This window comes from Roseovarius sp. Pro17 (assembly GCF_035599575.1).
Lineage (GTDB): Bacteria > Pseudomonadota > Alphaproteobacteria > Rhodobacterales > Rhodobacteraceae > Roseovarius.
The window spans coordinates 3,912,072-3,932,594 of record NZ_CP141179.1 but is presented as its reverse complement, the minus strand read 5'-3'; the positions used below and the strand labels follow the sequence as shown (position 1 = coordinate 3,932,594).

Here is a 20,523-nt window from a genome sequence, read left to right as displayed (position 1 = left end):
TTCGGGCCGGTCTGACACCAGGCTGGCCCGCATCGTTTCAAGTTTAGGAGGTCCCGAATGGCCAAACGAGATTATTACGAGGTTCTGGGTGTCGCGCGCGGGGCCGCGGCAGACGAGATCAAGAAGGCTTATCGCCAGCGGGCGAAGGCACTGCATCCAGACAGCAACAAAGACAATCCCGACGCCGAGAAGCAGTTCAAGGAAGCGGGCGAAGCCTATGACGTTCTAAAGGACGGCGAGAAAAAGGCCGCCTACGACCGTTTTGGCCATGCCGCCTTTGAGGGTGGAATGGGCGGCGGTGGCGGCCAGCGCCCCGGCGGGCCCGGTCAAGGCGATTTCGCCAGTGCCTTTTCGGACGTCTTCGACGATCTTTTTGGTGATTTCATGGGCGCACGCGGCGGCGGCGGGCGGCAGCGCGCCGCGCGCGGTTCGGACCTGCGCTATAACATGCGCGTCACGCTGGAGGAGGCCTATCTGGGTCTGCAAAAGACGATCAACGTGCCGACCTCGATCCAATGCACCAGCTGCGACGGATCTGGCGCCGAAGGTGGCGCCGAGCCGACGACATGCCCGACATGTTCAGGCATGGGCAAGGTGCGCGCGCAACAGGGTTTCTTTACGGTTGAGCGGACCTGCCCGACCTGTGCTGGCATGGGTCAGATCGTGCAAAATCCCTGCAAGTCCTGCGGTGGTCAGGGTCGCGTCGAAAAGGATCGCGCACTCAGCGTAAATATCCCCGCCGGCGTCGAAACCGGCACACGCATTCGCCTCTCGGGCGAAGGCGAGGCCGGGATGCGTGGTGGCCCTCCGGGCGATCTCTATATCTTTATCGAGGTGAGCAAACACAGCCTGTTCGAGCGCGAAGAGAGCAACCTTTTCTGCAATGTGCCGGTGTCGATGATCACCGCGGCCATCGGTGGCGATATCGAAGTTCCTACCATCGACGGTGGGCGCAGCAAGGTTAAGATCCCGTCCGGCAGCCAATCGGGCCGCCAGATGCGCCTTCGCGGCAAGGGGATGCCAGCCCTGCGCGGCGGCGGTGCGGGCGATATGTTCATTGAACTGGCCGTCGAGACGCCGGTAAACCTGACCTCCAAGCAAAAAGAGCTTCTACGGGAATTCGAGGCCCTTTCTGAGGACAACAACCCCGAAAGCAAGACATTCTTTCGGTCGGTCAAGTCGTTCTGGGACAGCATGAAAGGCTAAGACCTGATTGTTGTGAGCAACAGAAAAGAGCGGTCCTGACAGGCCGCTCTTTTGCTTTTAGCGATGCGTTAGCCACTCTGCATTGTTGCACAGCAGCCGCGCCTTCCCGGCACGCGTTCCATGCCCTTCCCTAATCCCTAAACCCGCGATACTGTGCGCGAAACGTCCCAAGCCGAGGGCGTGGGGCAAGGGATATTGGGACATGGCGCATATCATCGTCGTCGGAAACGAAAAGGGCGGCGCGGGCAAATCAACAGTGTCGATGCACGTCGCCACCGCGCTCGCGCGGATGGGCAAAACGGTTAGCGCGCTGGATCTGGACCTGCGGCAAAAGACGTTCGGGCGCTACGCCGAAAACCGCAAGGCTTACCTTGCCAAATCCGGACTCGATCTGCCCAGCCCCTTCTATCACGATCTGCCCGAGGTGGATCAGGCGACGCTCAGCCCCGGCGAGAATGTCTATGACCGCCGCCTGTCCGAGGCCGTCGCAACGCTGGAACCTGACAGCGATTTCATCGTGATAGACTGCCCCGGCTCGCATACGCGCCTTAGTCAGGTCGCGCACAGCTTAGCCGATACGCTGATCACGCCACTCAACGACAGCTTTGTGGATTTCGATCTGCTGGCCCATGTGGATGCGGACGGGCTCAAGATTCTGCGCCCCTCTGTTTACTCCGAAATGGTCTGGAACGCGCGCCAATTGCGCGCTCAGGCGGGGCTAAAGCCTATCGACTGGATCGTCGTGCGTAACCGCGTCGGCGCGCAGGCCATGGTCAACAAAGAGAAAATGGGCGCCGCGCTGGACAAGCTGGCGAGCCGCATCGGATTTCGCGTGGCCCCCGGCTTCAACGAGCGTGTGGTCTTTCGCGAGCTGTTTCCGCGCGGCCTGACCCTGCTGGATCTCAAGGATGTGGGCGTCAAGCAGCTGAACATCTCGAACGTGGCAGCCCGGCAGGAACTGCGCGACCTGATCAAGGCGCTCAAACTGCCCGAGATTGAGCCGAGTTTCTAATCCGTCTGCGGCGTAGCGCGATCGCGTTCGATACAAATAGCGCACCGATCACCAGAACACCGCCAGCGATGGCCCAAGGCCCCGGATCCTCACCAATGACCGCCCAGACCAACAGCGGAGCCAGCACGGATTCGAGCAAGATCAGCAGAGACACCTCGGCTGACGGTAAGTAGCGCGGCCCCAGTGTCAAAAGGCACGTGGATAGCGCGATGAACCCGCCATGCCCCAGCACCAGCGGCCATTGCGACGGCATGGCCTGACCCGGCGTAGCCCAGATCAACATGACCAGTGCAGACATGAGGTAGGCTACCGGAATCGCGGGAATCATTGAAGTTGTGCGCACCTTGCGCACCGTCGTCAGCGCGGCGGCGAAACTGGCCGAGACTGCCAGTGCGATCAGGTCGCCCTGCCAACTGGCGATTGCGCTGGTCTGGCTGCCATAGGCAATGATCCCAAGGCCTGGCAGCACAGCCGCGACGGTCAGGATCATGCGTTTGCTGAATGGTTCGCCCAGGAATATCCGGCTGAACAGGGCGGCGAATAACGGGATTGAGGCAAAGATGAACACGACATTTGCCACGCTGGTCAGCGAAATTGCCATGACGAAACCCGGCGCGGTGGTCGACATGAGCAACGTATAGAGCGCACCCGGCCAGCCCGTTCGCGCCACGGCACGAAATCCGGCTAGCCCTTGGAATATAAGACACCCCGTCAGGATCAAGCACCCTGCGACCGTCGCGCGCCAAAACGTGATGGTCATAGGGTCGGCCACGATAAGGCGCACGAAAAGGGAGTCGGGCACCACCATCAGCACGCCGAGCGCGGTGATCAGAAGGCCCTTTAAATGCTCGCTCATATTAGCGATCTGTTCATGCGAATCGGCCCAATGTAAAGCGACAGCTGGCGCGCGCTATGCGCTGGCACGGTTGGAGGCGCTTGCGCAGCGCACAGGAAATGAGGCGATTGGCAAACCCACTATGATGCCGCTGGTTCAGGTCATATGGCTCGGCGCGTCTGCTGCGTTCTTTGCGCTGTGGGTGTGGATGCTGTTCCGCATCCTCTGGCAGGCGGCCTGCGACGCACGCGAAACCGCTGAGGCGCGCGACGGCAAATGGCCATCGGCGATCCAGCCGATCACCCAATTCTCGGCCTTCCTGCGCACCCCAGCGCGTCAATGCAGCCGCTGGCAATTGATTGCCCTGACAGCGGCGCTACTAACACTTTACCTTCTCGGCCTCGCTATCTGGCCAACCGGTCCGGGGTAACGCGTGGCAAAGGATGAATTTGGCGACGTATCTGGCAATGTCACGCCACGCTCTTCTTTCAACCGCCGCGCCGCTCTGCCATAATCGCGCAAACCCATAATAAATGAGCAGCGCACCCCATGTCCGACCTTCTGACCGCCGCCACCTCTTCGGGCGACTATGACGCATCCTCGATTCAGGTCCTTGAGGATATGGAGCATGTGCGCCTGCGCCCCGGCATGTATATCGGCGGCAAGGACGACCGCGCGCTGCACCACATGGTCGCTGAGATCATCGACAACTCGATGGACGAGGCAGTGGCAGGTCACGCAACATGGATCGAAGTCGAGCTGCATGAGAACGGTCACGTGTCTGTGCGTGACAACGGGCGCGGCATCCCGACTGGGCCACATCCCAAGGATCCGACCAAATCCGCGCTCGAGATCATCTTTTGCACGCTGAATGCGGGCGGCAAGTTTTCCGGCGACAGCTACCAAACTTCTGGCGGCCTGCATGGCGTCGGCTCTTCGGTCGTCAACGCACTGTCGGATCATCTGCGCGTCGAGGTTGCGCGCAACAAGGAACTCTTTGCGATGGAATTCTCGCGCGGCCTACCGCAGGGCCCGCTGGAGAAAATCGGCGCGGCCCCCAATCGACGCGGCACCGCTGTCACCTTCCACCCTGACCCCGATATCTTTGGCTCGCTCAAGCTGAAGCCCGCGCGCCTGTTCAAGATGGCCCGCTCCAAGGCCTACCTTTTCTCAGGCGTCGAAATCCGGTGGAAGACCGAAATCGATGACGGCGAAACACCTCGCGAGGCGAAATTCCACTTTCCCGGCGGCCTCTCGGACTATCTGTCCGAGGCGATGGGTGGCGCGACCACCTACGCCGATAGCCCCTTTGCCGGAACTGTCAGCTTTGAGAAATTCAAGGTGCCGGGCAAGGTCGAATGGGCAATCAACTGGACGCCCGCGCGCGATGGCTTCATCCAGTCCTATTGCAACACCGTCCCCACCCCCGAGGGCGGCACGCACGAGGCCGGTTTCTGGGCCGCGATCCTCAAAGGGATCAAGGCGTACGGCGAGCTGGTGAACAACAAGAAGGCCGCGACCATAACCCGCGAGGATCTGATGACTGGCGCGGGCGCGCTGGTGTCATGCTTTATTCGTGACCCGGAATTTGTCGGACAGACCAAGGACCGGCTGGCGACGGTCGACGCGCAGCGCATGGTTGAAAATTCGGTGCGTGACCATTTCGACAACTGGCTGGCGGCAGATACGAAATCGGCCGGCGCGATCCTCGATTTTCTCGTTCTGCGCGCCGAGGAACGCCTGCGCCGACGGCAGGAAAAAGAAACCCAGCGCAAGACCGCAACCAAGAAACTGCGTCTGCCCGGCAAGCTGGTCGACTGTTCGTCCAACACCCGCGACGGCACCGAGCTGTTCATCGTCGAGGGTGATTCAGCTGGAGGTTCGGCCAAGATGGCGCGCGACCGCAAAATTCAGGCGCTGCTGCCCCTGCGTGGCAAGATCCTGAACGTGCTGGGCGCCGCCAGTTCAAAACTGGGCAGCAATCAGGAAATCAGCGACCTGACGCAGGCGTTGGGCGTCGGCCTTGGGTCGAAATTCAACCTCGACGATCTGCGCTATGACAAGATCATCATCATGACCGACGCCGACGTTGACGGTGCGCATATTGCGGCGCTGTTGATGACGTTCTTTTTCACCCAAATGCGTCCGATGATCGACGCGGGCCACCTCTACCTGGCCTGCCCACCCCTCTACCGCCTCAGCCAAGGCGCTGTCCGCGTCTATTGCATTGACGAGGCCGAGCGTGACGTCTGGCTGGCCAAGGGTCTGGGGGGTAAGGGAAAAATCGACGTCAGCCGCTTTAAGGGCTTGGGCGAGATGGACGCAAAGGATTTGAAAGAGACAACGATGGACGTCAAATCCCGCAAGCTGATCCGCGTGACGATAGACGAGGATGAACCGGGCGAAACCGGCGATCTGGTCGAGCGTCTGATGGGGAAGAAACCTGAGCTACGGTTCCAGTATATTCAGGAGAATGCGCGGTTTGTGGAGGAGTTGGATGTTTAGAGAAACGTCCCATGATCTGAGAGATTAGAGTATGACTGGAGAAATTCTGAGTGGGTTACTCAGGCAGAAGGGTGGAAAACTTTTCCATAGAGAAAGCAGAACACTTGAATTTAAAGAGCAATTTAACCTAGCCGGACTGGCTGACTACTTTAGAGATTTTGCTGCGTTCGCGAACAACATCGGTGGATATATTGTTTTTGGCGTTAAAGATTCACCACGAATTCCACTAGGCTTATTGGAAAAATCTTGGCAAAGTTTTGAAAAAGTTGACCCCGAGAAAACTACTGGCTTCTTGGGCCGAATGTTTTCCTCCGAAATAGGATGGCAAGCCATTTCGGCAGAGATTGGGGAGAAAAAATTTGCGGCCTTCAAAATCGACGAAGCAAGAATAAAGCCACTAATTGCATTACAGGACAGCGGTAAAGATCAGATCATCAGAAATGGCGATGTCTACTACCGTTATGGCGGCCGATCTCAGAGAATTCTATCAGGTGAATTGCAGGCCATTATTTCAAATCGGATTGAGGACACCAATCAGTCGTGGATTGATCACGTTCGTTCAATTGGACCTTCAGGGCCGCAAAGCGCGATAGTCTTGCGTGATGAAATTGCAACACTGGATCGGCAGCACAGTTCTCTAGTTATTGACAGCGAACTTGCCAGAAAACTGAAATTTATCAAGGAAGGTGAGTTTTCCGAAAGTTCGGGCGCCGAAACACTTAAGCTTGTTGGAGACGTCGTGCCGGTCAATGCCCTAGAGGTCGAGCGCACGGTAGAGCAAAACCTTTTAGCAAAGTATCCCTATAGCAGTACTGAAGTTTGGAAACGTGTTAAGCGTGCTGTTCCAACCTTAAAGCAGCCTGATTTCTGGCGCACTATTAATTGTAACAAAATGAAAGGCGATATCAGATACTCAAAGTACAACTTCAGAAATCTACAGCAAGAACAAAGATACAGAGACTCGGGTTATATACCCTCTGCAACGCCGGTGATTTACAACGAAGACGCGATCGCCTTTCTCATAAACTTGTTCCGGAATATACAATGACCCATTTTTTGGCTCTCCACTTTCTGTCCTGCTTGCCATAAATCCCGCATGACCACCACTTACCCCTTCACCCTCGCCGGCGCCCGCCTGATTGCCCTGCCTACCGGCGCGCTTTATTGGCCCGACGAGAACCTTCTCTGCGTTTCCGACCTGCATCTCGGAAAATCCGAGCGCCGTACGCGCCTTGGCTCCGCCGCCCTGCCCCCATACGAGACGCGTGATACCCTCGCCCGACTGGAAACCGACCTCAGGTTTACCGGCGCCAAGACTGTCATTTGCCTCGGTGATAGCTTCGATGACAATGCGGCGGCGGATGGCTTGATGGACGCGGACAAGCTCTGGATAATGACCCTCCAATCGGGTCGCCGTTGGGTCTGGGTCGAAGGCAATCACGATCCGGGCCCGGTCGATTTGGGCGGCACGCACCTGGCGGAGTTACCCATCCCTCCGCTCACCTTCCGTCACATCGCGCGCCCCGGCGCCAGTGGCGAGTTGTCGGGTCATTTCCACCCCAAGGCAAAAGTAAAAACGCGGGGCCGCAGCCTCAGCCGCCCCGCGTTCCTGATCGATACCGATCGTGTGATTTTGCCCGCCTATGGCACCTATACCGGCGGGCTGCGCAGCGACAATCCCGCGCTTACCAGCCTGATGCGCGCCGAGGCGGTGGCAGTGCTGACTGGCGGCATTGCTCGCCCCATCCCGATGCCGCGTTAAACAGTCAGGCCCTCGGGCTCTTCCAGACCGTTCGCGCGGCAGGTGGCCGTCAGCGTGTTGGCCAGCAGGCAGGCGATGGTCATCGGTCCGACGCCACCGGGCACAGGCGTGATCGCACCGGCGCGTGCGGCGCAGCTTTCGTAATCGACGTCGCCGACCAGCTTGGTCTTGCCGTCGTCCTTTTCGATCCGGTTGATGCCCACGTCGATGACGGTGGCGCCTTCCTTGATCCAGTCGCCCGGCACCATTTCGGGTCGACCGACTGCGGCGACAACGATATCGGCGCGGCGCACCACATCGGCCAGATCCTTGGTGCGCGAGTGCGCGATGGTCACTGTGCAGCTGTCACCCAGCAGTAGCTGCGCCATCGGCTTGCCCACGATATTGCTGCGCCCGATCACGACCGCATCCATACCCGAAAGCGAGCCGTGGTGATGACGTAACATCATGAGGCATCCCAGCGGCGTGCAGGGCACCATGCTTTTCTGTCCAGTTCCCAGCAGACCCACGTTCGAGATATGAAACCCGTCCACATCCTTGGTCGGGTCAATCGAGTTGATGACCAGATCCTCGTCGATATGTTTGGGCAAAGGCAGCTGCACCAGAATGCCGTTAATGCTGTCATCGTTGTTCAGCGTGTCGATCAGCGCCAGCAGATCCTCTTGTGATGTCTCGACGTCCAGCTTGTGCTCGACGCTTTTCATGCCGACCTCTGTCGTCTGCTTGCCTTTCGAGCGCACGTAGACCTGACTTGCAGGGTCTTCGCCGACCAGAACGACCGCCAGTCCCGGCACCAGATCGTGCTTGTCCTTCAGGCGGGCCACATGCTCTGCCACCTTGCCACGTACCTCGGCCGCAAAGGCCTTGCCGTCAATCACCTGAGCCGTCATCGCGCCCTCCCAAATTCGCGAAGGCGCTGCCCCCGCTTTCATCATTCCAAAAATACTCTCGCCGAAGGCGCAGAGCCGCCTGTAAGGCGGCGACCGGTGCGCGTGGGGCTCAATGCCCCGCGCGCACCGCTTCGCTTAAAACAGTCCTTCGATCTCACCACTGTCGTTCAGACGGATCGACTGCGCCGACGGAACGCGCGGCAGGCCCGGCATCGTCATGATCTCGCCGCAGACGACGACGACGAATCCCGCACCCGCGCTCAGACGCACTTCGCGCACCGGCACGCTATGCCCTGTCGGCGCGCCACGCACGCTGGGATCGGTGGTAAAGCTGTACTGCGTCTTGGCCATGCAGATCGGCAGATTGCCATAGCCCTGCTCTTCCCACAGCTTCAGCTGATTGCGGATTTTGCTGTCAGCCACCACACCATCGGCGTGATAGATCTTCTTGGCGATCGTTTCGATCTTTTCGAATAGGGGCATATCGTCGGGGTAGATCGGCTTGAAGTTGCTCTCACCGCTTTCGGCGATTTCGACGACGCGCTTTGCGAGGTCCGCGCTGCCTTCACTACCCAGTTCCCAATGACGCGACAGGACCGCCTCAGAGCCTTGGCTCTTGACGTATTCCTTGACAGCAGCGACTTCGGCGTCGGTGTCGTTGACGAAATGGTTGATCGCGACGACGACAGGCACCCCAAAGCTTTTGAGGTTGCCGATATGACGGCCGAGGTTGGAACAACCTTCCTTGACGGCATCCACATTCTCAGCGCCCAGATCGTTTTTGGCTACGCCGCCGTTCATCTTCATGGCACGCACTGTCGCCACCAGAACCACGCAATCAGGCGCAAGACCGGCCTTGCGGCACTTGATGTTCATGAACTTCTCAGCGCCCAGATCCGCACCAAAGCCTGCCTCAGTCACCACATATTCGGCGATTTTCAGCGCCGTAGAAGTGGCTGTGACCGAGTTACAGCCGTGTGCGATGTTGGCGAATGGGCCACCGTGCACGAAGGCCGGGTTGTTCTCCAGTGTCTGCACCAGGTTCGGCTGCATCGCGTCCTTTAGCAGGACAGTCATTGCACCCTGTGCCTCGATATCGCGGCAGAAGACGGGGCTGTGGTCGCGGCGATAGGCCACGATCATGCTACCCAGACGCTCTTCTAAATCCTTGAGGTTCTTGGCAAGGCAGAGGATCGCCATGACTTCGGAGGCCACGGTGATGTCAAAGCCAGCTTCACGCGGGAAGCCGTTGGCAACCCCGCCCAGCGATGCCGTGATCTGGCGCAGCGCGCGGTCGTTCATGTCGACGACCCGGCGCCAGACGACGCGGCGGATGTCGATCTCCAGCTCGTTGCCCCAATAGATGTGGTTGTCGATCATGGCCGACAGCAGGCTGTGCGCAGAGGTGATCGCGTGGAAGTCACCTGTAAAGTGCAGGTTCATGTCGTCCATCGGCACGACCTGAGCGTAACCGCCGCCTGCGGCGCCGCCCTTCATGCCAAAGTTCGGACCCAGCGAGGCCTCGCGGATACACACCATCGCCTTCTTGCCGATGCGGTTCAGGCCGTCGCCCAGACCGACAGTCGTCGTCGTCTTGCCCTCGCCCGCCGGGGTCGGGTTGATGGCCGTGACCAGAATCAGCTTGCCGTTCTTGTTGCCTTGGACGCTATCGATATAGGCTTGGCTCACCTTTGCCTTGTCGTGGCCGTAGGGCAGCAGATGCTCGCTGGGAATTCCCAACTTGTCACCAACCTCCTGGATCGGCTTCTTTTGCGCGGCGCGCGCAATTTCGATATCGCTTTTGTAGGCCATGAATAAGGCTCCCTTGGGGGTTTAAGGCGTCACTCTGCGGCGACGGATGTGGTGTTATCGGCTTCGACTTTTACGGCGGAAAATTTGAATTCCGGAATTTTGCCGTAGGGGTCGATTGCCGGGTTGGTCAGGATATTCGCGGCCGCTTCGACGAATGCGAAGGGCAGGAACACCATGTCGGGTGCGATAGCGCGGTCGGCCCGCGCCATGATGCTGATCGTGCCGCGCTTGGTGGTCAGTCGCACATGTTCGCCCGGTTCAACACCCAGCTTGCGTAGCGTGCTGGGATGAAGCGAGCAGTTCGCTTCAGGCTCCACCGCGTCCAGCACTTTGGACCGGCGCGTCATTGAACCTGTATGCCAATGCTCCAGCTGGCGACCAGTGGTCAGGATCATCGGATATTCTTCGTCCGGCACGTCATCGGGGGCGATGATCGATGCTGGCGTAAACCGCGCCCGGCCCTCTGGACGGGGGAAGCCGTCGCCAAACACGATGGCCTGACCGGGGTCCGTGGGCGACAGCGACGGATAGGTCACTGCGCCCTCATTCTCCAACCGCTCCCACGTGATATTGTCGAGACTGCGCATGTTCAGCTTCATCTCGGCAAAGATATCGGCGGGCGAGTCATAGGACCAATTCAGGCCCAGCCGATTTGCCAGATCGATGGTTATTTTCCAATCCTCACGCGCGTCCCCCATGGGCGGCAGGGCGGGTCGGGCCATCTGCACCTGACGGTTGGTGTTGGTCACCGTGCCCGATTTCTCGGCAAAAGCCGAGGCGGGCAGGATCACATCGGCATAGTTCGCCGTTTCGGTCAGGAAAATATCCTGCACGACCAGATGATCCAGCTTGGCCAGCGCATCACGGGCATGTTCGACATCGGGGTCGGACATGGCCGGGTTTTCACCCAGAATATACATCGCCTTGATGTCGCCATCATGGACCGCATCCATGATCTCGGTCACAGTCAGGCCCTTCTGGCTGCTAAAATCTTCGCTGCCCCAAACCTCGGTAAAGGCATTGCGCACACCGTCATCCGTGACGCTTTGATAGTCGGGCAGGAACATCGGCACGAGGCCCGCGTCAGACGCGCCCTGCACGTTGTTCTGTCCACGCAGCGGGTGCAGACCCGCACCGGGGCGCCCGACCTGACCGCACATGAGAGCCAGCGAAATCAGGCAGCGCGAATTATCCGTGCCGTGAATGTGCTGGCTGACACCCATGCCCCAAAAGATCATCGCAGATTTCGCACCGGCAAAGGTACGCGCGACCTCGCGCAGCGTTTCCGCCGAGATGCCGCAGATACCTTCCATCTTTTCCGGTGAAAAGTCGGCCAGATGCTCCTTTTGAGCTTCCCAATTCTCGGTGTAGGCGTCGACATATTGCTGATCGTACAGCTTTTCCTCGACGATCGTGTGCATGATGGCGTTCAGCATCGACACATCCGCACCGGGGCGGAATTGCAGCATATGGGACGCGAACCGCTTGAGCCCTTGTCCGCGCGGGTCCATCACGATCAGCTTGCCACCGCGCTGGGTGAACTGCTTGAAATAAGTGGCGGCAACGGGGTGGTTTTCAACCGGGTTACAGCCGATGGCGATTGCCACGTCGGCATTTTCAATCTCGTTGAAGGTCGCCGTGACAGCGCCCGAACCAACGTTTTCGATCAAGGCCGCCACAGAGGATGCGTGGCACAGACGCGTGCAGTGATCGACGTTATTATGGCCAAAGCCCTGGCGGATCAGCTTCTGGAACAGATACGCCTCTTCGTTGGTGCATTTTGCGCTGCCGAAACCGGCGACCTCGCGTCCGCGACCTTTTAGTCGGCCAGCGGCAAGGTCCAGCGCCTCGTCCCACTCGGCCTCGCGGAAGTGCGCCTGCCAATTGCCGGGATCGACGTTCAGACCCTTTGCGGGCGCGTCTTCGCGACGGATCAACGGCTTGGTCAGGCGGTGGGGGTGATGAATATAGTCAAAGCCAAAGCGACCTTTGACGCACAGCCGCCCCTCGTTGGCGGGGCCATTCAGACCCTCGACATACTTGACCTTGCCATCCTTGACCTTGAGCGAAATCTGGCAGCCGACGCCGCAGAACGGGCAGATGCTCTTGGTCTCGGAATCGAAATCGGCGCTGTCGCCAACCTGATTTTCGTCCACAACGGTCGACGGCATCAGCGCGCCGGTCGGACAAGCCTGAACGCACTCGCCGCAGGCGACGCAGGTGCTCTCGCCCATGGGATCATCGAAATCGAATACTGGATAGGCATTATGCCCGCGCCCGGCCATGCCGATCACGTCGTTCACCTGAACCTCGCGGCAGGCGCGCACGCACAGGCCGCATTGGATACAGGCATCAAGGTTAACGCTCATCGCGACGTGGCTGTCATCCAGCAGTGGGATGTGGCCCTCTTCCAGCTTGGGAAAGCGGCTGGTCTCGACGCCTTGCATCGCGGCCATGTCCCACATGTGGCTGGATTTGTCGTGCGCAACCTCGGGCTTGGGCTGGTCGGCGACCAGCATTTCCATCACCATTTTTCGGGCCGATTTGGCACGCGCGGTATCGGTCTTGACGACCATCCCCTCGCCCGGCTCGCGGATGCACGAGGCGACGAGGACCCGCTCGCCCTCGACCTCGACCATGCAGGCGCGGCAGTTGCCGTCGGGGCGATAGCCCGGCTCCGGCTTGTGGCAGAGGTTGGGGATGATCAGGCCACGACCGTGGCTGATTTCCCAGATCGTCATGCCCTTGGGTGCGGTAACTTCGGCGCCGTCGAGCGTGAAAGTGACTGTCTCCGTATTCGTATCGAGCATCAGATTTCCTCCGGGAAGTGCTTCATCGCTGAGCGTATCGGATTCGGCGCCGCCTGGCCAAGCCCGCAGATGGATGCATCGGCCATGGCTGTACAAAGCTCATCGAGCAACGGCTGATCCCACTTGTCCGCTTCCATCAGTTTGACCGCTTTTTCGCAGCCTACCCGGCAGGGGGTGCATTGGCCGCAGCTTTCATCCTCAAAGAACCGCAGCATGTTCAGCGCGGCCTGCTTGGCGCTGTCCTTGTCGCTGAGAACGACGACAGCGGCGGACCCGATGAAGGTGCCATGCGGTTGCAACGTATCAAAATCGAGCGGGATATCGTTCATCGACGCAGGCAACAGGCCCGAGGACGGACCACCCGGCTGATAAGCCTTAAAGGCGTGGCCATCCAGCATACCGCCCGCGGCCTCGATGATATCGGTGATGGTCGATCCAGCAGGCAGCAAATGCACGCCGGGGTTCTTGACCCGCCCCGAAACGGAATAGCTGCGCATGCCCTTGCGGCCATTTTTCTCGACGCCCGACAGGATCTCGCCGCCCTCGCGCAGGATGCGCGTGACCCAGTGCAGGGTCTCGACGTTGTTCACCAGCGTCGGGCGATTGAACACGCCGACCTGCGCCACAAATGGCGGACGGTGGCGCGGAATGCCGCGCTTGCCCTCAATGGATTCGATCATCGCGCTCTCTTCGCCGCAGATATACGCACCCGCGCCGCGCCGCACTTCGATATATCCATTGGGCGCGATCCCGGCGTCTTCGAGCGCCGCAATTTCGCGGGCCAGGATTTCCAGCACGGCGGGATATTCGTCGCGCATGTAGATAAAACAAGTCTGCGCCTCGACCGCCCAAGCGGCGATCAGCATGCCCTCTAGAAAGAGGTGGGGCGTACGCTCCAGGTGGTAGCGGTCCTTGAATGTGCCCGGCTCGCCCTCGTCGCCATTGACGGCAAGGTAGCGCGGGCCAGCAGCGTCGCGCACAAAACCCCATTTTTTACCCGACGGGAAACCAGCGCCGCCGAGGCCACGAAGACCCCCATCCAGCAGCGTCTGCTGAAGCGTCTCGAAATTGCCGTCCTTGCGAATTTGGGCAAGCACCTTGTAGCCGCCATCGGCGCGATAGGCCTCGAGCGCCTCGTAATCGGGAATATGCGGATGGGTGTCACCCGCCTCGATTGCCGCCTTCACCTTTTCGGGTGTGGCGTGGTCGATATGGGCGTGGCCCAGTTCCAGAACCGGCGCGGTATCGCAGCGACCCATGCAGGGCGCGCGCAGCACGCGGACCTCCGCAGGGTCATAGCCCTTTTCCAACGCCGATTTCAGTTCCTGCGCGCCAGCCAGTTCACAGCTAAGCGAATCGCAGACGCGGATTGTCAGCGCGGGCGGGGGTGTCTCGCCCTCTTTGACCACGTCGAAATGGGCGTAAAACGTGGCGACCTCATAGATTTCGGCCATGCCAAGACGCATTTCCTCGGCCAGCGCGCGCAGGTGCGCGGCAGACAGGTGCCCGAACTTGTCCTGAATGAGGTGCAGGAATTCGATCAATAGATCGCGCCGAACTTCGCGACCCTCCAACAGCGCCTTGACGTCGGCCCAGGCTGCGTCGTCGAGTTGACGGCCTTTTGGCGTGACGCGACCCTTGCCACGCCCGGATTTCCATACACCGCTACCTTGATCCGCGCCCATGACGACTCCTCACGTTAATTTCCCAGTGTTTAACTTATTTTCCCAGCAGTCAACAGCAGAGCGCGCAGAATCTGCCCGAATACTGGTCGCGTATGACACAGAAAAGCAGGCCGCGATACGGCCTGCAATACTGCTTGCGTCACTTTGGGATCAAACTGCGCGCTCGATCATCATCTTCTTGATGTTCGCAATGGCCTTGGCGGGGTTCAGACCCTTGGGGCACGTCTTGGTACAGTTCATGATCGTGTGGCAGCGATAGAGCTTGAAAGGGTCTTCCAGATCATCCAGCCGCTCGCCAGTGTTTTCGTCGCGCGAATCGACGATCCAGCGATAGGCGTGCAGCAGAGCGGCGGGGCCGAGGTACTTGTCGCCGTTCCACCAATAGCTGGGGCAGCCGGTCGAGCAGCAGGCGCACATGACGCATTCATACAGCCCGTCCAGCTTTTCGCGATCCTCAATGGATTGCTTCCACTCCTTGGCTGGGGCGTTCGTCTCGGTCTCCAGCCACGGCTGGATGCTGGCATGTTGGGCGTAGAAATGGGTGAGGTCGGTGATGAGGTCCCGCACGACGGGCATGTGCGGCAGCGGATAGATCCTAACGTCGCCCTTCACCTCGTCCATGCCGTAGATGCAGGCCAGCGTATTGATGCCACCGATATTCATCGAGCAGCTACCGCAGATCCCCTCGCGGCAGGACCGGCGGAACGATAGCGTCGGGTCGGTATCGGTCTTGATCTTGATCAGGGCGTCCAGAACCATCGGGCCGCAATCGTCCATATCGACAAAATAGGTATCAACGCTCGGGTTCTCGCCGTCATCGGGCGACCAACGATAGATGCTGAACTTGCGCAGGTTGGTCGCGCCCTCGGGCTTTGGCCACGTTTTGCCCGTCACCATGCGGCTGTTTTTTGGAAGGGTCAGTTGAACCATCTTCTACTCCTTTCAACCCAACAAGGTCAGGCTGTTTTGGGCAATGCATTGCAGGGCCTCGGGGCGGCGTGCGATCTGGCCAATCTGCTCGGCAATCGCCGCATCAACCCCGGTAAGCGCGCCGCTGGCGATTTGCAGGATCTCGCGCGCATCGGCGGCGTCGATGATGCAGTCGGTGATCGGTGCGGAATTCAGCCCCGGATATTTACCCGCGACATAGGTGTTCACCACCGATTTGGCCTGCTGGCGCGCAATCTGGTCGGCGGTATCGTTCACCGCCGTGCAGGACGTCAGCGCGGCGAGGGCCAATATGCCAAGCGCCCTCATCAGAACGTGCGCTCTTTTGGCGCGATCTTTTTCATCGAGATGCCGCCCTCGGCCTCGGTGGTAAGGGGCGTCTCGACGATGGGGCGATAGCTGAGGTCGACATCCTTGCCATGCACCCGCGCGATGGTATGGACACGCCAGTTTTCGTCATCACGCTTGCCAAAATCCTCGTGCGCATGGGCGCCTCGGCTCTCATGGCGGGCCTCGGCACCGGCGATAGTGGCCATCGCGTTGGGCATGAGGTTCGTCAACTCCAGCGTTTCCATCAGGTCCGTGTTCCAGATCAGGCTGCGGTCGGTGACGTGCAGATCGTCCAGTTTGGCCGCGATAACGGTCATCTTTTCCATGCCCTCGGTCAGCGTTTTCGACGTGCGGAACACGGCGGCGTCGGCCTGCATGGTTTTCTGCATCTCGATGCGCAGTTCGGCGGTCGGCGTGCCGCCATCGGCGTTGCGGATGCTGTCGAACCGCTCAAGCGCCTTGTCGACACCGGCCTTGTTGGTGGCAGGCACGGCGCTGTCAGCATCAACAACCTTGCCCGCGCGGATTGCGGCGGCGCGGCCGAAAACGACGAGGTCGATCAGCGAATTCGAGCCGAGGCGATTGGCCCCATGCACACTTGCGCAGCCCGCCTCGCCCACGGCCATCAGGCCGGGCACGACGGCCTTGGGATCGTCCTTGGTCGGGTTCAGCACCTCGCCCCAATAGTTCGTCGGAATGCCGCCCATATTGTAGTGAACGGTGGGCAGGACCGGGATCGGCTCTTTGGTGACGTCAACACCGGCGAAAATCCTGGCCGATTCCGAGATGCCGGGCAGGCGCAGATGTAGCGCCTCGGGCGGCAGGTGCGACAGGTTCAGGTGGATATGGTCAGCGTCCTTGCCCACGCCGCGCCCCTCGCGCATTTCCATAGTCATGCAGCGGCTGACATAGTCGCGCGGTGCGAGGTCTTTGTATTGCGGCGCATACCGCTCCATGAACCGCTCGCCTTCGGAGTTGGTCAGGTATCCGCCCTCGCCGCGCGCACCCTCGGTGATCAGGCAGCCTGCGCCGTAGATGCCGGTGGGGTGGAACTGGACAAACTCCATGTCCTGCAGGGGCAGGCCAGCGCGTGCCACCATGCCGCCACCGTCGCCGGTGCAGGTGTGGGCCGAGGTCGCACTGAAAAAGGCGCGGCCATAGCCGCCGGTCGCCAGAACGACAGTCTTGGCGTTGAAGACATGCATCGTGCCGTCGTCCAGCTTCCAGCAGACGACGCCGGTGCAGGCGCCATCATCGGACATAAGCAGGTCGATGGCGAAATACTCGATGTAGAACTCGGCCTTTTGCTTGAGGCTTTGGCCATAAAGGGTGTGCAGGATCGCATGACCCGTACGGTCAGCGGCGGCGCAGGTACGTTGCACCGCAGGGCCTTCGCCGAATTCGGTGGTGTGACCGCCAAATGGGCGCTGATAGATCTTGCCCTCTTCGGTGCGTGAGAATGGCACGCCGTAATGTTCCAGTTCGTAGACCGCCTTGGGTGCCTCGCGGGCCAGATACTCCATCGCGTCGGTATCGCCCAGCCAGTCCGAGCCTTTGACGGTGTCGTACATATGCCACTGCCAGTGATCCGGGCCCATGTTCGACAGCGACGCGGCGATGCCACCCTGCGCCGCGACGGTGTGCGAGCGGGTCGGAAAAACCTTGGTCACGCAGGCGGTGCGCAGACCCTGCTCGGCCATGCCCAGCGTGGCGCGCAAACCTGCGCCGCCAGCCCCGACGACCACGACGTCATAATCATGCGTCTCGTATTCGTATTCGGCCATTCGTCGTCACTCCGGTTCGTTTACAGGGCGAGGCGAGCAATGGCGAAAACGCCAGCCGCCATCGCAGCATAGGATAGGCAGGTCACCACTATGATCGTCACCTTTTGTGCCAGCCCATGAACATAATCCTCGATCATCATCTGGCATCCCCCCACAAAGTGGCGAAAGCCGACGATGATCGTCAGCGCAGCCACGATCGCGGGGAAGGGGCGCGCGAAATAGGCCGCGACCTCGGCATGGGGTGCGCCCAGAATGGGGCCAAAGGTAAAGATAAAGAGCGGTATCAGGATCAGCAGTGCAACAGAGCTAAGGATCATCGACCAATGGTGATGAACACCCGATTGCGCCGATCCAAGGCCCTCGGCCATTTTGCGGTCAGTCAGAAAACGCATGTCTTGGGCCCCCTCAGACGATGATGATGGTCAGGATGGTCAGAACGACCGATCCACCGATGCAGATCCAGCCCAGCATCTCGGCCTTGCCGATCTCCAGCATCGATCCGGTGTCCCAAATCAAATGCCGGATGCCGGCCAGTGTGTGATACCAGATGCCCCATAGCGACAGAACCATGACGATATCGCCAAACCAACTGGTCAGCACGCCATTCGCGGTGTCGAACGCGTCGGGCGACGTTGCGGCGGCCAGAAACCACCACACGATCAGCAACATCGTGATCATCAGCGCGTTGCCGGTGATCCGTGTCAGAATCGACGTCATCGAGGTCAGCTGCGGGCGATAAATTGAAATATGCGGTGAAAGCGGGCGATCGCCCCGGTTCACATCGGCCATTTCCTATGATCCTTTGCTTGGCTGTCGCACCGGATTGAAGGGGCCGGGTGCGATGACTTAGCTATTGTTCTAGAGGTCTTGGCGCGTTTGCCCAGAGCAAATCGACGAAAAACCGCGTCTCATACTCTGAGACGCGGTTTTGTGATCACGGCCCAGACTGCGTGATCACAAAACTGACTTGCGGCGCGCCGCCCTGCCAGTCTGGCACTCGAAATCAGGGAATCGCGCAAGTTTGCGCAACCGGCCGTCAGTGCTGAAGAGGCAGGCCGTGCTTGTCCTTCATCGAGCCTATGATGAGGCGCACGAAATCGATGATTGTCCAGATGCCGAGGCCACCGAACGTGATCAGCATCAGGATGCCAGTGCCGATCTTGCCCAGATAAAAGCGGTGGATGCCGAGGCTGCCCAGAAAAAAGCAGAGCAGAACAGCGGGGACGAATTTCTTTTCGCTCACGGGGCCGACGGTCGTTGTATTTGTCATTATAAAAAGTCCTTTTCAGTTTGCGCCGCTATAGGCGCGTCTATGCACGTGATTCCAGCACAACCGGCCGGCCTTGGCCGTCGCGCCATTTCTCGATGATGAGGTAATAAAAAATGATGATGGTATGCAGCGCGTCCAGCGCGATCACCAGCAATGCCAGCCCACCATAACCCTGCGCGGCAAAGCCGATGGCGAGGATCAGCAGACCAACATCAGCCAGCCCATGCAGCCAATCCTCAAGATAGAAATGATGGATGCCCATGATGCCGAAAATGCCGCACAGCATGACGGCTACGCCGTAGGATTTGGGTGATTTTTCGTTAGATTTCTGCATGTCCCGGACGCTCTGATGGCGATTTTTGTCCCTATTGACGCAATCGGCCGCGCCGCGCAACATATTTTGCGTCTAAAATCCCAGTGGCAGAATTCAACCCAGCGCGTCGGCGACTCGGCGGGCCAGTTCGCCCGCGACGCGCGCCTTGGTCATGCGGGGCCATGGTTCGGCGCCGGTTTCGGTGATCAGCGTCACTTCGTTCTCGGCCCCACCCATGATTCCGGTCGCCGGGCTGACATCATTTGCAACGATCCAGTCACAGCCCTTGCGCAGACGCTTGGCGGTCGCATTCTCAATCACGTCGTCCGTCTCGGCAGCAAAGCCGATCACGAGGGCGGGCCGCCCCGCGTCCATTTGCGAAATGGTCGCCAGAATGTCGGGGTTTTCTGCAAATTCCATCTGTGGCAGACCGCTTTTGGTCTTTTTCATCTTGGACGTCGCGGCGCTGGCAACGCGCCAGTCGGCCACGGCGGCGGCGCAGATCGCAGCATCAACAGGCAGCGCGGCTTGGCAAGCCTCCAGCATCTGCTGTGCCGTTTGCACGCGGCACAGTTCCACCTCATCCGGCGGAGGCGTCTCTGCCGGGCCAGTGACGAAAACCACGTCCGCGCCCAGCGCCACAAGCGCGCGCGCGATGGCCGTGCCTTGCGCGCCCGAGGACCGATTGGCGATGTAGCGCACGGGATCTATCGGCTCATGCGTCGGGCCGGACGTCACCAGAATGCGCCGCCCCTTCAGAGGGCCATTTGCCAGCGCAGCATTGACCACTGCGACAATCTCCAACGGTTCGGACATGCGGCCCGGCCCATGTTCGCCGCACGCCATGTCGCCGTCTTCGGGGCCGACAAAGGTGATCCCATCGGCGCGCAAACTGGCGATGTTGCGCTGCGTCGCCGGATGCTGCCACATGCGCACATTCATCGCCGGTGCGATCAGGACGGGTGTGTCGGTAGCCAATAACAGGGTCGAGGCCAGATCGCTGGCGTGGCCCTGCGCCATCTTGGCCATCAGGTCCGCCGTGGCGGGGGCGACGACGATCAGATCGGTGCTGCGGCTAAGCTGGATATGTCCCATCTCGGCCTCGTCCGTCAGATCAAAGAGATCGGTATAGACCTTTTGCCCAGCCAGGGCAGACACCGATAGGGGTGTCACGAATTCGGCCCCGGCGCGGGTCAGAACGGGTGTAACCTCGACGCCGCGTTCGCGCAGGCGGCGGATCAGGTCCAGCGACTTAAACGCCGCGATGCCGCCGCCAATGATCAGCAAAATCCGTTTCGACGTCAGCATGATCGCGTTCCTTGTTCAGGCGATGCGACAGTAGGGTCGCGCCCGCCCCAAGA

General features: G+C 60.0%; 19 protein-coding genes. 6 read left to right on the top strand and 13 right to left on the bottom strand.

All coding sequences use genetic code 11. The annotated features are described in order from the left end of the window. The first annotated feature begins 57 nt into the window (after positions 1 to 57). Positions 58 to 1,206 carry a molecular chaperone DnaJ gene (dnaJ, locus tag U3654_RS18955; protein ID WP_324753091.1) on the top strand — a complete coding sequence of 383 codons (1,149 nt, stop codon included), beginning with the start codon at positions 58 to 60 and terminating at the stop codon, positions 1,204 to 1,206. Positions 1,207 to 1,408: 202 nt separating this feature from the next. Next, positions 1,409 to 2,218, top strand: coding sequence for a division plane positioning ATPase MipZ (locus tag U3654_RS18950; protein WP_324753090.1), 810 nt, complete (start codon positions 1,409 to 1,411; stop codon positions 2,216 to 2,218). Here U3654_RS18950 and U3654_RS18945 read toward each other — a convergent pair. After that, a complete protein-coding gene (locus U3654_RS18945; RefSeq protein WP_324753089.1) occupies positions 2,187 to 3,074 on the bottom strand; it encodes a DMT family transporter in 888 nt (295 codons plus the stop codon). The two genes, U3654_RS18950 and U3654_RS18945, sit on opposite strands and share 32 nt — an antisense overlap. A 121-nt stretch (positions 3,075 to 3,195) precedes the next feature. On the opposite strand from U3654_RS18945, the gene U3654_RS18940 reads away from it, so the two are divergent. From U3654_RS18940 to pdeM, 4 genes are all read left to right on the top strand, one after another. Further along, positions 3,196 to 3,483, top strand: a complete 288-nt coding sequence (locus U3654_RS18940; RefSeq protein WP_324753087.1) for a hypothetical protein — start codon at positions 3,196 to 3,198, stop codon at positions 3,481 to 3,483. A 119-nt stretch (positions 3,484 to 3,602) separates the two neighbouring features. Then, the gene (locus U3654_RS18935) at positions 3,603 to 5,558 is read left to right on the top strand and encodes a DNA topoisomerase IV subunit B (protein WP_324753086.1); all 1,956 of its coding nucleotides are present in this window, start codon (positions 3,603 to 3,605) and stop codon (positions 5,556 to 5,558) included. Positions 5,559 to 5,589: 31 nt separating this feature from the next. Continuing rightward, a complete protein-coding gene (locus tag U3654_RS18930) occupies positions 5,590 to 6,606 on the top strand; it encodes an ATP-binding protein (protein ID WP_324753085.1) in 1,017 nt (338 codons plus the stop codon). Positions 6,607 to 6,654: 48 nt separating this feature from the next. After that, a complete protein-coding gene (gene pdeM / locus U3654_RS18925; protein ID WP_324753084.1) occupies positions 6,655 to 7,320 on the top strand; it encodes a ligase-associated DNA damage response endonuclease PdeM in 666 nt (221 codons plus the stop codon). On the opposite strand, the gene folD is transcribed toward pdeM, so the two are convergent. The 12 genes from folD to coaBC all read right to left on the bottom strand — a co-directional run bounded on the left by folD (position 7,317) and on the right by coaBC (position 20,470). Further along, positions 7,317 to 8,210, bottom strand: coding sequence for a bifunctional methylenetetrahydrofolate dehydrogenase/methenyltetrahydrofolate cyclohydrolase FolD (gene folD, locus U3654_RS18920; RefSeq protein WP_324753083.1), 894 nt, complete (start codon positions 8,208 to 8,210; stop codon positions 7,317 to 7,319). The two genes, pdeM and folD, sit on opposite strands and share 4 nt — an antisense overlap. A 135-nt stretch (positions 8,211 to 8,345) precedes the next feature. Further along, complete coding sequence (locus tag U3654_RS18915; protein WP_324753082.1) at positions 8,346 to 10,022, bottom strand: formate--tetrahydrofolate ligase; 1,677 nt, start codon at positions 10,020 to 10,022, stop codon at positions 8,346 to 8,348. A 29-nt stretch (positions 10,023 to 10,051) separates the two neighbouring features. Further along, a complete protein-coding gene (fdhF, locus tag U3654_RS18910) occupies positions 10,052 to 12,832 on the bottom strand; it encodes a formate dehydrogenase subunit alpha (RefSeq protein WP_324753081.1) in 2,781 nt (926 codons plus the stop codon). Further along, positions 12,832 to 14,517 carry an NAD(P)H-dependent oxidoreductase subunit E gene (locus tag U3654_RS18905; RefSeq protein ID WP_324753080.1) on the bottom strand — a complete coding sequence of 562 codons (1,686 nt, stop codon included), beginning with the start codon at positions 14,515 to 14,517 and terminating at the stop codon, positions 12,832 to 12,834. The genes fdhF and U3654_RS18905 overlap by 1 nt, the downstream gene beginning before the upstream one ends. Before the next feature lie 150 nt (positions 14,518 to 14,667). Beyond that, on the bottom strand, positions 14,668 to 15,447 hold the full coding sequence (locus U3654_RS18900; RefSeq protein WP_324753079.1) for a succinate dehydrogenase iron-sulfur subunit: 780 nt from the start codon (positions 15,445 to 15,447) through the stop codon (positions 14,668 to 14,670). 12 nt (positions 15,448 to 15,459) lie between these two features. Beyond that, on the bottom strand, positions 15,460 to 15,774 hold the full coding sequence (locus U3654_RS18895; RefSeq protein WP_324753078.1) for a succinate dehydrogenase: 315 nt from the start codon (positions 15,772 to 15,774) through the stop codon (positions 15,460 to 15,462). Then, entirely contained in the window at positions 15,774 to 17,579 is a 1,806-nt protein-coding gene (sdhA, locus tag U3654_RS18890) for a succinate dehydrogenase flavoprotein subunit (protein ID WP_324753077.1), read from the bottom strand. Before sdhA ends, U3654_RS18895 begins: the two co-directional genes overlap by 1 nt. A 20-nt stretch (positions 17,580 to 17,599) precedes the next feature. Then, entirely contained in the window at positions 17,600 to 17,971 is a 372-nt protein-coding gene (sdhD, locus tag U3654_RS18885; protein ID WP_324753076.1) for a succinate dehydrogenase, hydrophobic membrane anchor protein, read from the bottom strand. A 13-nt stretch (positions 17,972 to 17,984) separates the two neighbouring features. Further along, on the bottom strand, positions 17,985 to 18,368 hold the full coding sequence (gene sdhC, locus U3654_RS18880; RefSeq protein WP_324753075.1) for a succinate dehydrogenase, cytochrome b556 subunit: 384 nt from the start codon (positions 18,366 to 18,368) through the stop codon (positions 17,985 to 17,987). A 247-nt stretch (positions 18,369 to 18,615) separates the two neighbouring features. Further along, on the bottom strand, positions 18,616 to 18,849 hold the full coding sequence (locus U3654_RS18875) for a TM2 domain-containing protein (RefSeq protein WP_324753074.1): 234 nt from the start codon (positions 18,847 to 18,849) through the stop codon (positions 18,616 to 18,618). A 40-nt stretch (positions 18,850 to 18,889) separates the two neighbouring features. Then, positions 18,890 to 19,183, bottom strand: coding sequence for a hypothetical protein (locus U3654_RS18870; RefSeq protein ID WP_324753073.1), 294 nt, complete (start codon positions 19,181 to 19,183; stop codon positions 18,890 to 18,892). 93 nt (positions 19,184 to 19,276) lie between these two features. Next, complete coding sequence (gene coaBC / locus U3654_RS18865; protein ID WP_324753072.1) at positions 19,277 to 20,470, bottom strand: bifunctional phosphopantothenoylcysteine decarboxylase/phosphopantothenate--cysteine ligase CoaBC; 1,194 nt, start codon at positions 20,468 to 20,470, stop codon at positions 19,277 to 19,279. Positions 20,471 to 20,523 lie beyond the last annotated feature (53 nt).